The organism is Kitasatospora sp. NPDC038210 (genome assembly GCF_055600605.1).
Genome location: NZ_JBVJYK010000016.1, coordinates 128,556 through 142,084 on the forward strand (window position 1 = coordinate 128,556; position 13,529 = coordinate 142,084).

Annotated in this window: 13 protein-coding genes and 1 pseudogene; 6 read left to right on the top strand and 8 right to left on the bottom strand. The window is 74.1% G+C overall.

The annotated features are described in order from the left end of the window. Positions 1-70: 70 nt before the first annotated feature. The gene (locus ACZ7KX_RS29420; protein ID WP_470329101.1) at positions 71-2,233 is read right to left on the bottom strand and encodes a WD40 repeat domain-containing protein; all 2,163 of its coding nucleotides are present in this window, start codon (positions 2,231-2,233) and stop codon (positions 71-73) included. Between the two features lie 255 nt (positions 2,234-2,488). Here ACZ7KX_RS29420 and ACZ7KX_RS29425 point away from each other — a divergent pair, with 255 nt between their 5' ends. After that, positions 2,489-2,800, top strand: a complete 312-nt coding sequence (locus tag ACZ7KX_RS29425; protein WP_470329102.1) for a hypothetical protein — start codon at positions 2,489-2,491, stop codon at positions 2,798-2,800. A gap of 54 nt (positions 2,801-2,854) precedes the next feature. After that, a pseudogene (locus tag ACZ7KX_RS29430) lies at positions 2,855-3,058 on the top strand (winged helix-turn-helix transcriptional regulator); the annotation flags it as partial. Between the two features lie 92 nt (positions 3,059-3,150). On the opposite strand, the gene ACZ7KX_RS29435 reads toward ACZ7KX_RS29430, so the two are convergent. From ACZ7KX_RS29435 to ACZ7KX_RS29460, 6 genes are all read right to left on the bottom strand, one after another. Then, the gene (locus ACZ7KX_RS29435; protein ID WP_470329103.1) at positions 3,151-4,317 is read right to left on the bottom strand and encodes an alanine--tRNA ligase-related protein; all 1,167 of its coding nucleotides are present in this window, start codon (positions 4,315-4,317) and stop codon (positions 3,151-3,153) included. A 507-nt stretch (positions 4,318-4,824) separates the two neighbouring features. Next, positions 4,825-6,378 (bottom strand): Na+/H+ antiporter, encoded by a 1,554-nt coding sequence (locus tag ACZ7KX_RS29440; protein WP_470329104.1) that lies wholly within the window; start codon positions 6,376-6,378, stop codon positions 4,825-4,827. Positions 6,379-6,575: 197 nt separating this feature from the next. Next, a complete protein-coding gene (locus ACZ7KX_RS29445) occupies positions 6,576-6,860 on the bottom strand; it encodes a hypothetical protein (protein WP_470329105.1) in 285 nt (94 codons plus the stop codon). A 77-nt stretch (positions 6,861-6,937) separates the two neighbouring features. Next, a complete protein-coding gene (locus ACZ7KX_RS29450; RefSeq protein ID WP_396321813.1) occupies positions 6,938-7,012 on the bottom strand; it encodes a 50S ribosomal protein bL37 in 75 nt (24 codons plus the stop codon). Positions 7,013-7,059: 47 nt separating this feature from the next. Beyond that, positions 7,060-7,881 carry an SDR family NAD(P)-dependent oxidoreductase gene (locus ACZ7KX_RS29455; RefSeq protein WP_470329106.1) on the bottom strand — a complete coding sequence of 274 codons (822 nt, stop codon included), beginning with the start codon at positions 7,879-7,881 and terminating at the stop codon, positions 7,060-7,062. Positions 7,882-8,489: 608 nt separating this feature from the next. Beyond that, entirely contained in the window at positions 8,490-9,107 is a 618-nt protein-coding gene (locus ACZ7KX_RS29460) for an Rv1733c family protein (RefSeq protein ID WP_470329107.1), read from the bottom strand. Positions 9,108-9,523: 416 nt separating this feature from the next. Between ACZ7KX_RS29460 and ACZ7KX_RS29465 the strand changes: the two genes are divergently transcribed. The 4 genes from ACZ7KX_RS29465 to ACZ7KX_RS29480 all read left to right on the top strand — a co-directional run bounded on the left by ACZ7KX_RS29465 (position 9,524) and on the right by ACZ7KX_RS29480 (position 12,373). Then, the gene (locus ACZ7KX_RS29465; RefSeq protein WP_470329108.1) at positions 9,524-9,766 is read left to right on the top strand and encodes a DUF1918 domain-containing protein; all 243 of its coding nucleotides are present in this window, start codon (positions 9,524-9,526) and stop codon (positions 9,764-9,766) included. A 377-nt stretch (positions 9,767-10,143) separates the two neighbouring features. Beyond that, positions 10,144-11,019 (top strand): universal stress protein, encoded by an 876-nt coding sequence (locus ACZ7KX_RS29470; protein ID WP_470329109.1) that lies wholly within the window; start codon positions 10,144-10,146, stop codon positions 11,017-11,019. A 95-nt stretch (positions 11,020-11,114) separates the two neighbouring features. After that, the gene (locus ACZ7KX_RS29475; RefSeq protein WP_470329110.1) at positions 11,115-11,648 is read left to right on the top strand and encodes a flavodoxin family protein; all 534 of its coding nucleotides are present in this window, start codon (positions 11,115-11,117) and stop codon (positions 11,646-11,648) included. 113 nt (positions 11,649-11,761) lie between these two features. Next, a complete protein-coding gene (locus ACZ7KX_RS29480) occupies positions 11,762-12,373 on the top strand; it encodes a hypothetical protein (RefSeq protein ID WP_470329111.1) in 612 nt (203 codons plus the stop codon). 19 nt (positions 12,374-12,392) lie between these two features. Here the strand turns inward: ACZ7KX_RS29480 and ACZ7KX_RS29485 are convergent, their stop codons facing one another. Beyond that, positions 12,393-13,496 (bottom strand): Rossmann-fold NAD(P)-binding domain-containing protein, encoded by a 1,104-nt coding sequence (locus ACZ7KX_RS29485; RefSeq protein ID WP_470329112.1) that lies wholly within the window; start codon positions 13,494-13,496, stop codon positions 12,393-12,395. Positions 13,497-13,529: the final 33 nt, after the last annotated feature.

Consider the following 13,529-nt stretch of genomic DNA (forward strand, 5'->3'; position numbering starts at 1 on the left):
CCCCTGATTGTTCTTACTCCTGTCACGGCAGCCCACACAACGGGTTCTGTCACCGATGACTGACTGGCCGTCAGCACCCCGAGGGACCGCAAGGGGGCTTGCGGTGGGCCAGGACCGCGAGGTCCGTGCCGAAGGCGACCACCAGCCGCCCGTCGGGGGTCACGGCCAGTCCACGGACATCGGCGGGGAACGCGTACGCGCCGATCTGCCGTCCCGTGGTGGCGTCCCACACCCGCGCGGTGCCGTCGTCCCCTCCCGCGGCGACGACGGGGCGACCGTCCAGCAGCCCTGCCGCCCCCGCCCGCACCCGGCCGGTCAGTCCCACGAAGGACGGACCGATCCGGTCACCCGTGGCCATGTCCCACAGGTGGACCGGTTCGCCCGCGCACCCGGTCAGGATGACGTGGCGGCCTTCGAGTGATTCCAGGGCCAGGGCGCAGCGCTGCTTCGGCTGCACGCCGATCCACGCGCTCGCGGTCAGGTCCCACACGCGTCCTTCCCAGGTCACGGCGACGAAGCGGTCCTCCACCGCCCCGAAGAAGTCGATGAACGAGCTGGAGTACTCCTGCGTCGACCGCCCGTGCAGTTCTTCCCGGGTCGTGAGGTCCAGGATCCGCACCGTCCTCGTCCGGTCGCGGGTGAGGAGGACGGGCCGCCCCTCGACCGTCCCCACCGTCACCTGGCTCACGGCGGCGGCGTGCCCGGCCAGGGGCTCCCCGAGCTGTTCCCCGCCGTCGAGGTCCCAGACACGGACCGTTCCGTCCTCGGCACTGGTCACGATGACGGAACGGCCGTCCACGACGGCCGTGGTGACCCGGTGCACGGGCCCGGTATGACCCGCCGGCCTGCGGCCCGCCCCGCTCGCGCCCCGCTCGTCCCTCTCGCCGTCGAGGTCCCAGACACGGACCGATTCGTCGTCACCTCCGGTCACGGCGAAGTGACGGCCCTTCACCACGGCCGTCGCCGCTGCCCGCACCGTCCCCCGGTGGCCGATCAGCGGCGGACGCAGGTGCCGGGAGGCGGACAGGTCCCACACGTGGACCGGCCCGCCGCTGCCTGCGAGGAGGGCGACGGGGCGGCCCCGCAGTACGCTCACGGCGGCCGCCTCCACGAACCCCGGACCGGGCTCACCCACCTGCTCGCCCGTGGCCAGGTCCCGGATGCAGGTCTCGTAGGCGTTGGCGCTGACCGCCAGCGGGGACTCGAACGCCGGGTCCGTCGCCACGACGTGCGTCATGGCGTTGATCTCCATGGTGGCGCACTGGCGGCCGCCGGCGATGTCGGAATCGGCGTCGGAGCCGGGGGCAGGGCCGGGGTCGGACGACGGATCGGTGCCGGCGTGGGACTCCTCGACCGGGTCGCTCCCCGCGCTGGACTCCCGGCCCGTGAGCAGGTCCCACCGCCGGACGGTTCCCCAGCCGTGGCCGGTGACGACCACGGGACGGCCGTCCACCACCGCCGTCGCCAGCGCGCGTACGGTGCCGGTGCGTATGCCCAGCAGTTCTCCGCTGCCGGTAGGGGCGGCCGGGTCCCACACCCGTACCCTCCCGTCGACGCTGCCGCCGACCACCACCGGCCGGCCCTCGATCGGTACGGTGGCGAGCGAGTTGATCCAGGAGCCGCCCTCACCCGGGTACAGGACGACCGGCTCGCCTCCGCCCTCTCCCGCGACGAGCTCCCACACCCGGACCGACCCGCCGGAGTGCGCGGCGACGGCGACCGGACGGCCGTCCAGGACCGTCGTCACGAGTGCCCGCACCGCGCCGCTGTCACCGGCTGCGGCCGGGCCGCTGTCGCCGACTGCGGCCGTGCCGAGCTTCCGGCCCGTGGCGAGGTCCCACCAGTGCAGTGTGCCGTCCTCGCAGCCGGCGACGGCGAGCCCGCGGTCCGCCACGACCACGGTCGCCACCGCACCCACCGTGGCGGGTGCGGGCAACGCGTACCGCAGCCGGGAGTCCAGGCCGGTACCGGTCGCCCACTGCACGACCCACGGATCACCGGTGTCCCGGCCGACCGCCACCGCGGCGATGCCCCGCGCCAACTCCCGCTGTCCGTAGCGGGCGGCGTCCAGTGCCAGCACCTGCCGTCGCAGCTGCGCACCGGACTCACGGTGCAGATGCCCTGACGTCCGGTACACGGCCGCCGCCGCGGCTTCCGCCCGTCCCACAGCGCCGTCCAGGGTCGCCACGACCTGTTCCGGGTCGCCGTTCACCAGCCACTCCGGATCGGCCAACCGCCCATTCACCGACACAACGTCACGACCCGGACCATCACCCGGGAACTCACCGGTCATGACCGGCACCCTAACCACACGCGCCCCGCCCGGTCCGCCGAACCGGCAGGCCGGCCCCCTGAGCTCCGGGCCGAACCCGGTGACGCACGCGTGCGGTGCGGGGAGACTGGTGACGGGCATCCGCAGACATCGGCGGGCGTCCGCAGACATCCGCGGGCAGTGGAAGTCCGAAGGCACAACGGGGAAGGGGAAAGGGTGGCACTGGCGAAGAAGGGTTCCCGCCGCATCGTCGTCGACGGCGTCGAGTACCGCTGGCGAGTGAGCAGGAAGCACTGGTGCTGCGACTACGACGGCGGCACCCTGGGCTACCGGGTGGAGGACGCGGCCTCGCCCGGAACGACGCTGGTCGTGGAGACCGGTCGGCGGGCCGTCCTCGAACCGAGCCCGGTGCCCGCCGAGCTCGTCCTGCCCCGCGAAGTCGCCGCCGGCATCCGGGCCGCGCTGTCGGACGGCTGGACGCCGAGGTCCGACGGTGCACCGTTCAAGCTGCACCTCTCCGCGGTCTGACGGGGCCGTACCGGAGGGCCCGAGAGTGCGGGAGGGCCGCCCGCCGCCCACGGGACGGTGCGCCGGCTGGAACGCAACGGCGTGGTCGAGCGCGAGGTGACCGCCACCCGTCCGGTGGCGGTCACCTACCGGATCACCCCGCTCGGCAAGACCCTGCGCCGCCCCGTCGACGTCCTGGTGGCCCGGGCCGAGGAACACCTGCCCGCCATCGAACACGCCCGCCCCACCTTCGGCGAACGGGAGGACTGCGGCGTCTGAAGCGCGCTCGACCACGACCGGCGGGCCCGCGCGGTGCTGCAGCCCGGCCCGCGCCGGCGGGGGCGGACCCCGCCGGCGCGGGCCGAACCCGGTCACTGCGGCCGCAGGTTCAGGACGAGGTCGCGCGGGAGGCCGTGGGTGTCGTGGAGGTAGTGGAGGTCCTCCTCGGTCAGCGGGCCGCGGAACCGGGGGCGGGCCAGCACCTGGCGGCCGCGCTCCAGGAGGCGGACGAACCGGCGCTCCTCGTCGAGCAGCACCCGGCGGACGAGGTCCGGGTCCCCCTCCTGGCGGAAGTGGTCGAGGGTGTGCCGGATCAGCTCGCCGGGCAGGTCGACGAGACCGCCCTGCGGGTGGTCGCGGCGCAGCACGGTGAGCACCCGCCGGACGAGCCGGCGCAGCACGTAGCCGCGGCCGGTGTTGGACGGGAGCACGCCGTCGCCGATCACCACGACGGCCGAGCGCAGGTGGTCGCAGACCAGCCGCAGTGACGGTTCGTCCAGGTGCCACAGGGTGGGCACGGTCCGGCGCCAGGGGTCGAAGACGTCGCAGTCGAACACCGACCGTCGGCCCTGGAGCAGCGAGGCCAGCCGTTCCAGGCCGAGTCCGGTGTCGACGTTGCGTTGCGGGAGGGACACCAGGGAGCCGTCGTCGAGCCGTCGGTGGCGCATCATCACGTGGTTCCAGACCTCCACCCAGCGGTCGTCACCGGTGGGTGTCGACTCGGGCGGGGTGTCGCCGGTCCACAGGAAGATCTCCGAGTCGGGGCCGCACGGGCCGGTGGGCCCGTTGGACCACCAGTTGTCCTCGACGGTGAGTTCCACCGGCACCCCGTGCCCCTGCCACAGCTCCAGGGAGGCGGTGTCGGGGCCCGTCCGGTCGTCGCCGCCGAAGACGGTGGCGTGCAGCAGCCCGGGATCGACGCCGAAGCCCTCGGTGAGCAGGCCGTAGCCCCAGTCGAGGCTCTGCGGGCCCTCGTAGTCGCCGAGCGACCAGGTGCCGAGCATCTCGAAGACAGTCAGGTGGGTGGCGTCGCCGACCTCGTCGAGGTCGGTGGTGCGCAGGCAGCGCTGCACGTTGACCAGCCGCCGGCCCAGGGGGTGCGGGCGTCCTTCCAGGTACGGGGTGAGCGGGTGCATGCCCGAGGTGGTGAACAGCACGGGGTCGCCGGGCGGCGGCAGCAGGGTCGAGCCGGTGATCCGGCGGTGGCCGCGGTCCTCGAAGTACTCGACGAACGTGCGGACGATCTGGTCCGTGTCCACGGGGTGGCTCCTTCGCGTGTGACGGGGAGGCGCCGGACAACGGGCCCACGCGATCGTCGGAACCGGGGAGGAAACACCTCCGGGCCACCGCCGGCGGACCGTGTCCGGTCGCCGGGGGGAGTCGGGAATGACGTCAGGCGGCGGCAACCGGCGAGCTGGTCGCTCGCGCGGTCGCGGTGGTGGTGTCGAGGCCGGTGACGTTCATGGCACCCAGGGTAGTGCGGCCGGTCTGCGCGGTGCACCCGGTTTTCCGCCGGACGCCGCCTGGACAGCCGCGAGGACGCCGCCGCGGCGCGTCACCCGGTCTGCTGACGCCGGAGGCCGTCGAGGATGAGGTCGAGTCCGAAGGTGAACTCGTCGCCGTAGGCGTACCCGGGGCGCGCCGGTGTCGGCCAGTTCGACGGCCGCCTCCAGCACCCGGCGTCGGGTGAGCGCTGCGCACGGGGCGGCTCCCCCTGCCGGGCATCGGCGGTCTCCTCCCGGGTTGCCCGATCCGCGTCGGCGGGGTCACGGGGTGCCCAGCGCGGCTTCCTCCCGGTCGAGGTCGTGCTGGAGGCGGCGGCGGGTGGTGTCGCTGATGCGGTGCTCGTCGTAGAGGCGGTGCAGTTCGGTGCTCTGGACCGCGATGACCTCGTGGCGCAACTGGCGGTAGGCGTCGTCGGCGGTGGTGCCGTCGGGTGTCTCGGCGCTGCGGTCGAGGCGGGCGGTGAGGCCGCGGCGGACCCGGTCGAGGGCGGTGTCCGGTACGGCCTCCAGCTCGGCGAGGTGGTCCACGTGGTCGAGGGCGGCGCGGTTGAGGGTGTCGCGGGCGTCGTCCTCCTCGCGGGCGGTGTGTTCGGGTTCGAGGGCGAGGCCGGAGCGGTTGACGACGGCGGCGAGGGTGAGGCCCTGGCCGACGAGGGTGAACACGACGACGGCGGTGGTGAGCACCAGCACCAGGGGTCGTCCGGTGAGCTTCGTGCCGTCGTCGGCGAGCAGGGGGACGGACAGTGCGGCGGCGAGCGGCATGACGCCGCGGGTTCCGGCCCAGGTGACCACCCCGGCGACCTGCCAGGAGAGCCGGCCCCGGCCCTGGCTGGGCTTGACGGCGCGGGTCAGCGGCAGCGTGGAGAGGACCCGCACCGCGATCAGTACGGCGGCCAGAACGAGCGCCTGCAGCGGCCACCAGCCGGTGCCGGCGGGCAGGTCCCGCACGAGGGTGGGCAGTTCCAGGCCGACGATGCTGAAGACGACGCTCTCCAGCAGGAACACCACCACCGCGTACACGGCGTGCAGCTGCAGCCGGATGTGGGCGTCGGTGAGCCGGTGGCCGGAGCGTCCGAGCAGCACGCCGGCGACCACGACCGAGGTGACGCCGGAGGTGTGTGCGGACTCCGCGAGCACGTACGCCGCGTACGGGGTGACCAGGGCGATCACGGTCTCCAGGACGGGGTCGGTGGTGCGGCGGCGCACCAGCCAGACCAGGCCCGCGACGGCGGCGCCGACCGCGCTGCCGCCCCCGCCGAGCAGCAGGAACTCGCCGCCCGCCGCGGGCAGGCTGACCGAGGCTCCGACGGCCACCGCGATGCCGACGGCGACCTTGAACAGGACGAGCGAGGTGGCGTCGTTGAACAGGCTCTCGGCCTGCACCAGGACCTGGAGGCGCCCGGGCAGGGCGAGGCGGCGGCCGAGCGCGGTGACGGCCACCGGATCGGTGCTGGACAGCACGGCCCCGAGCACGAAGGCCATCGCGGGCGGCAGGCCGGCGACGGCGACGGCGGTGAAGCCGACGGCTGCGGCGGAGGCGAAGACGAGGCCGAAGGAGAGGATCGTCACCGGGCGCCACACGGTGCGCAGGTCGCGCAGCGACAGTTCCTCGGCGGAGGCGTACAGCAGGGGCGGCAGGACCACCATGCCGATGATCTGCGGCGGGACGTGCAGCGCGGGAACGCCGGGTATCAGTGCCACTCCGATGCCCGCCAGGACGAGCAGCGAGGGCGCTGGAACGTGCAGGCGCCCGGCGAAGGTGGCCACGGTCGTGGCCAGTACCACCAGGACGAGAACGATCGCCACGACGTGCATCGGCGGAAGGACCCCATCGCAAGATCGGGGTCACCACCGCTGATCGCCGCAGTCGTCCCCCGCGCCGACCAGGCTTCCCGGCACACCTGCGGTCATCTTATCGGAGCATTAGCGGGAGTGGCAGGGGCGAATCACCGAACACCGGAGCACCGGCGGCACGAACGACGAGCCGGGCACCCGTGCCCCGGTCGCCCCGGTCAGGCGAACTCGCGCAGGCGCGGTCGTACCCCCGGCGCGGTCAGGGCGAGCGCCACCGCCAAGGCCGCCGCGCCGACACCCGCAGTCGTGGTGTCGAGATCGTCGTCGCTGTCGGCGACCGCCGCTTCGAAGGCGCGCTGGTTGATGGCCTGGTTGTCGTCCAGGGCTGCGCTGAGGACGCCGAAGTCGGCGTTCGACCGGCCGGGGGTGAGGCCCGTGTTGAATCTTGACGAGGCATTGGCAATCCGTCCGGCTCCGGCCCCCGAGGCGCCGCCGGTCCGCACAGCCGGACGGCGGCGCCTCGGGGGCCGAAGGGGTGCACCCGGTGCCGGTGGCACGCGACACCGGGTGGGTCTGTCGGTTATCGCCCGGGCTTGCGGCCGTGGTTCGCCTTCTTCTTCCGCCGGGCCTTCTTCTTACGAGCGCGCTTGGACATCGTGTTCCTTCTCGTGATCGTCGGGTTGACGCATCGGGTGGTGCGGTTCAGGCCGCCTGGCCGACCAGCTGATCGGCGAGCTTGGCCAGGCGCTTCAGCGAGCGCTCCTCCTGGGCGGCCTGCGCCATCGGGGCAATGACGCCACCGTCGAAGTAGGCGCCGTTGGCGACGACCGTCTCCGGCAGGCAGAGCCGGACCACCTCCGCTGCGCCCTCCACGGCCGGTGCGCCGACCCGCCCGTACAGCGGCAGCAGCGCGGTGTCGCACAGGCCGGGGTTGAGGCTGACGGCGGTGATGCCGGAGCCGGCCGGGGCCATGTCGGCGGTCGCCATGGTGAGGGCGAGCTGAGACTGCGCGTACGCGGCGACCCGCGAGTACTTCTTCACCCGGTGCGGGTCCGACCAGTTCATCGAGGCGGTCCGGTGCAGGGAGGAGGACACGTTGACGATGCGGGCGTCGCCCGCAGCCGAGAGCGGTGCCCGCAGCAGCTTCGCCAGCAGCCGCGCGGCGAGGAAGTTGACCTGCAGCGAGACCTCGTTGCCGTCGTCGGTGAGGGTGCAGCGCTCGGGTGCCATCGCGGCGGCGTTGTTGACCAGCAGGTCCAGCGCCGGGTAGTGCTTGACGACCGTGCCGGCGAGCACGGCGACCTCCGACAGGTGAGTGAAGTCGGCTGCCAGCTCGACGAGTTGGTCCCGCCGGACACCCGCATCGACCAGCCGGGCGACGGCCGCCTCGGCCTCGCCGGTGGTGCGCGCGTGCACCAGCACGGTAGCGCCGTGCCCGGCGAGCAGCCGGGCGGTCTCCCAGCCGATCCCGGAGGAGGCGCCGGTGACGAGGGCGGTGCGGGCGGACAGAACAGCGTCGGACATGACCCATCCAAGGGTGGAAGGGCACCGGCGGGGTGCGAAGGCAGTGCGGCACGAAGCCGTGGGCCTCCGGGGCCGCCGGTGCGAGAAGGTGTGATGCGAGGGGAACGCTCGTCCGTCCCGTGCCCTCGGAGCCGGTCAGGGCGAGGGACGGACGGCGGTGATCGGCACGGGCCCGACGAACGGCACCCGGCCCGTGCACGTCGGCCGGTGACGAGCGGGAAGGAGCTCGGTCCTACCGGACGGCGGTGGCGACCGCGACAGCGACGATCCGCGGCCGGCTATGCGGCGGGCGGTCGTGGTGGCGCGTCGAGCGGTGCATGTCCTCCATCAAAGCCTGCCCCGATGCCGGGGGCAAGCTCGTTCGCCCTCCCTGACGAAGCCCTGACGCGCGGTCGACCCATCGTTGATGCCCATGCCCCGAGTACCGCCGGATTTCCGGAGATCGCCGAGGTTCGACCACCGATCTACCCCCGCGACAAGTCCCGTGAACCGACCGGCCTGTTCGCCTTCTTCGCCCTGCCGCGTGCCACGATCCGCGACGACGTCGACGTCGCATCGCCCGAGGTCGTGGTCGTCTTCAGCGCCGAGGGCCCTCGGAGCCGGCTCCCTCACCGCCTCCCGGACCAGCCCGGCTCCACCCGCTCCCAGTCGGACTCCCAGCTGTGCTCGGCCCGGCGGTCCAGCCGGCGGCGGCGCAGCACGAACCCGCCCTCCGTTCCGAGGCCGAGCACGAAGACCGTGCCCAGGCCCGCCAGGACGGCGTCCGTGGCGATCAGTTCGCTCGACCTGGGCGCGCCGACCGGCTGTCCGGCATCGCCCAGTCTGACCGGAACGGCGGTCCCGGTCGGCGTGCCCTCCGGCACGGGGACGGCGCCGGCTCCGGGCCCCACCGGGTACGTCCAGCGGGCCTGCGCCTGCTCCCGCACGCTGCCCGCCCGGGGATCGACCGACTCGGCCGGACCCGTGGTGACGGCGGTGACGACGTGCTGGTGGAGGGCGGCGTCCTGGGCGGCGGCCGTTTCCGCGTGGTGGACGATCAGGGCCGCCACCGCCGCCAGAACGAAGGAGGTCAACGCCAGCAGCGCCGCCGTAGCCACCAGGCGGCTGTACGCCCGGTCGACCGGCCGGCAGAGCGGGTTGTGGTCCCGTCCGACGGCCCGGCGGAGGTGCCCGCGCAGGGTCGTGCGCGAGGCGGGCTGCCGGTGCGTGGCGGCTGCGGCGGACATGACACGCCTCCTCGGTGCCGGAGCGGCTCTGTCTCGCCGACCAGTCTTCCGGGCCCGCCGCCGGCCTCCGAGGGTCCGACGGCCCCGGTTCCGGACCCGAGCGGGCCACACGTCAGGGTCGCTCGTCCTCGACCGGCGGGGCCGCCACCTTCGCGGGCAGCCCCGCCGGTCGAGGACGAGCGCGGACGAGCCCCGGGGAGCGGTCCCACGGGGCCGCAGGACGTCCCGTCGCGGACGGCGAACCGGGTTCGTCCGCGCGCATCGTCGTCGAAGGGGCAGGGTCGTGCCCAGGGGCCGACCGGGCCCAGCTCCGGGGACCATCCGGCCCCTGCTGCAACCCGCGTTCGGTGGTGCGATGGGACTACGGACAGCCGGGGCCACGCGCCCGGGCCTCGTACCGAGCCAGGGAGGCGCACATGAAAGCCGCCGTGGGGGACCGAATCATCGTCCAGGGGACCCGACCGGGGGCGGCCCGCAGAGACGGCGAGATCGTCGGCCTGCACCACGCGGACGGCAGCCCGCCGTACGACGTCCGCTGGTCCGACGACGGCAGGGTCACCGAGTACTTCCCCGGGCCGGACGCACAGATCCACCACTTCGACCACGAACCCGCGACCCCGGAGCGCATCCTGCCGAACCCGCACCTGTTCGCCGACTGACGGGCTGCCCTCGTGACCGTCTCGGCCGATCCGTGCACCCGTGGGCTGCCCGGCGCCGAGGCCGCCCGGCTCGGCGCCGCCCTGGGCCTGCGCGAACGGCTGCCGACCAGTGCGAACCTATTCCCACCGCTCGCCGCGCCGGCCTCCGCCGGAGTCGTCGGTTTCGCGGCCGCATGGCTGCGCAGGCCCGGATGCTGAAACCGTGTCGAACGCCCTCGTCACGGCCTCGGCGAAAACGGCGACGACGCGGACGGGTCGCCGAGGCCCGGGTGGGGCCTCGGGGCCTCCGGCCACCGGGCCGGTCGGCCCTCCCCGCCGGGTCGGGACCGCGCCTAGCGTGGAGGCAGGCCTGTAACTCCGAAGCGGGGAGGACCGCCATGACATCCGCGAATTCGGAGAGTTCCGCCGGCTCCGTCGTCCTCGGCGTCGACGCGCACGACACCGGCCGGATGACCGCCGCCTGGGCCTCCGACGAGGCCGCCCGCCGGGGCCTGCCGCTGCGGCTGGTGCACGCCGTCCCGTCGCTGTTCCGCGAGTTCCGTCCGTTCGACGAGGGCCGGTACCACAAGGCCCTGCGCGAACGGGCCGACCAGGCCCTCGACCGGGCCACCGCAGTGGCGAGGGAACGGCATCCCCAGCTGGCCGTGGCCACCGTCGTGGCGGAGGACGTCCCGGCGCCCGCGCTGTGCCGCGAGTCCCGCCGTGCCGCGCTCGTCGTCCTCGGCTCCCGGCGGCTGGGCCGGGTCGAGGAGGCCCTGAGCGCCTACTCGGTGGCGGTCCCGGTGAGCGCCCAGGCCCACTGCCCGGTCGTCGTCGTCCGCGACCCCGAGCACACCACCCAGGACCCGCCCTACATCGTGCTGGGCGTGGACGGCAGCCCGTCCTCGGAGCCTGCTGTCGATTTCGCCTTCGACCTGGCGGGCGAGCGCCGGGCTGCACTGCGCGTGCTCTGGGTCTGGCAGCGCCCACCGGTCGGCAACCTCGACGAACAGGCCACCGAGCAGATCCTGCGCCGGCTGCTCTTCGAGTCCACCGCCGGCCGCCACGACCGTCACCCCGACGTCACCGTGACCCACGAACTGGTCCGCGGTCACCCCGTGGAGGAGCTCGCGCTGGCCTCCGAGCACGCCCTCGCCGTGGTCGTCGGGCGCCGCGGCAACGGCGGCTTCACCGGCATGCGGCTGGGCTCCGTACCTCACGGCCTGCTGCACCACGCGCACTGCCCGGTCGTCACGGTGCCCGGCCGTCCCTAGTGGAGGTGCCCGCCCGGCGGGACGATCGGGACCGAACGGCCCATCTCGGCAGTTCAGTTGCGGGGCAAGGCTGGAGATGACGAAAGGTGGAGACCATGCACACCGTGATCGTGTACGAGAGCATGTACGGCAACACCCGGGAGATCGCCGAGGCGATCGCCGAAGGTGTGCACCAGGCCGATCCCGGGGCGGCCGTCGACTGCCTCCCGGTGGCCGAGGCCGGTGCCGACATCACCCGGACCGCGGACCTGCTGGTGGTCGGCGGCCCGACCCACATGCACGGCATGTCCTCCGGGCTCAGCCGCCGGATGGCCGCGGCGGCCGAGGAGCACAGGAGCGGCCAGGAGGAGAAGGCGGCCGAAGCCCGGGAGGCCGTCGAGGGGCAGGGTCTGCGAGCCTGGTTCCATGATCTTCCGGAAACCGAGTCCGGTACCCACGCCGCCGCGTTCGACACCCGGGGCGACACACCCGGCTCCGGAGGCGCCGCCAAGGGCATCGCCCACCGGCTCTCCCACCACCGCTACGACGTGATCGTCGAGCCCGAGGGCTTCATCGTGGAGGGCGGCGACGGTCCCCTGCGCACCGGAGAACTCGACCGTGCCCGCTCCTGGGGCGCGAGCCTGGTCTGAACCCGGGGGCCACGAGGCCCGCTCGCTTCCCGCCGCCGTGACCGGTCGTGGCCGAGGCGTCCTCGCCGCATCGGAGCGAGACTGGATCGAGGGGCCGGACAGGAGGGAACGGGATGTCGGACGGCGTGGGCACCGGACACCGAGGCCTGGTCGGCGAGCTGGCCGGCTTGGTGCGACTGGCGAACACCGCCCTGGGCGGTGCGACGACCCTGATCACGCACCCGGCCGACGGCGGCACCGCGGTTCCCGCCGCGGAGAAGGCCCTGGCGGAGCTGCTGACCCGGATCGAGGAGGACGCTGCCACAACGCCCGGTGGGCGGCCCGGAATCGTGGTGAGCGTCCACGTGGGATGCGAGGTCGAGGCCCTCGCGTGGCTGGCTCGGCGGCTTCTGGAGGCGGCCTGGGCGCGCCAGGAGCGGGCGCCGTTCGGCGAACGGCTGCGGGCACCCCTGAGCGGGATTGCCGACACCGCGTTGGACCTCGTCGCCCGCTCTGCCGACGCCCTGGAGTCCGGGGCGCCCGAGGACGTCACGGACGTGTTGACCCGGCTCCACGAGGTCGGACAGCGGCAACGTCTGCTGTACGAGCTGCTGATCCGCGGGCAGGGGACCGATCCGGTCGATGTCACCGACCTCGTACTGCTGTCCTGCTGCTACCAGCAGTGCGCCGACCGGGCCGCGGCGATCGCCCGGCACGCCGGGCTGCTCGCGCACACGGCCGGGTGAGGCCCTACGGAAGAAGGCCCTACGGAAGGCCGGCAACGGCGGTCGCCTCCCTCAGCAGCAGCGCGGTGGGTTCGTGCCGCACGGCGCCCCGATCGGTCACCAGCATCGGGCCGAGGACGGGATCCGCCCCCGGCGAACCGGTGCGCATCAGGCGTTCGAGCAGCGCCAACACGCTGTGGGCGTACGCCCGCGAGGCCGTCCCGGGCACCTGCGCCGCGAGTTCGCCCGCACCGATCACCGTGCCCCCGCCCCCGGTCACCGTCGTCGTGTCGGGCAGGACACCCTCGACGGTGCCGCCCGCCGGGCCGGCCGTCAGGTCCACCAGCACCGAGCCGCGCCGGAGCCCGGCCAGCGTCGCCCCGGGCAGCAGGACGGGCGGCAGCCGGCCCGGCACGGCCAGGGCCGTCACGATGACGTCGTACCGCACGACGGCCTCGGCCAGCCCCGCCACCCAGACCGGACGCTCCCGGTCGAGTGAGTCCTCCAGCTCCCGGCCGTCCGCCATCGGGCGCAACGCGGGCAGGTCCAGCAGGTCCGCGCCCAGGGCGGCGACCGCCGCGCGCTCGCGGTGGCGCGGTTCGACCGCGTGGACCGTCGCGCCGAGCCGGCAGGCGGTGTCGATCGCCTGGAGACCTGCGGCTCCGGCACCGATCACGAGCACCCGGACCGGGTCGAACAGGCCGTCCGCCGTGCCCCAGGGCGGCAGGCAGCGGTCCAGGCGCTCGGCGGCGAGCAGCACCGCCCGGTACCCGTCCACCCTGGCCTGGGAGGCCCCGGCGTCCAACGGGCGGGCGGCGGGCAGGTCGGGCGCCAGGTCGAGGCCGATCGCCGTCACGCCGCGGTCCGCCCACTGCCGGACCAGGTACGGGATCCGCTGCGGCCGCAGCAGCGCCGCCAGCACCTGGCCGGGGCGCAGCTCGTGCGCCGGGTCGACGTTCGGCGGGTGGATCCCGAGCAGGACGTCCGAGCGGCGCAGCAGTTCGGCGCGCTCGGTCACCGCGGCGCCCGCGGCCCGGTAGTCGGCGTCGTGGTGGCCGTCCTGGTCGAGTCCGGCGCCGGACTCGACCAGGACGGGGACGCCTGGCCCGCTGGCGGTCCTTGCCCAGTTGGGGGAACATTTCACCCCGTATTTCCCAGGGCCAGGTTCGCGGCGCAA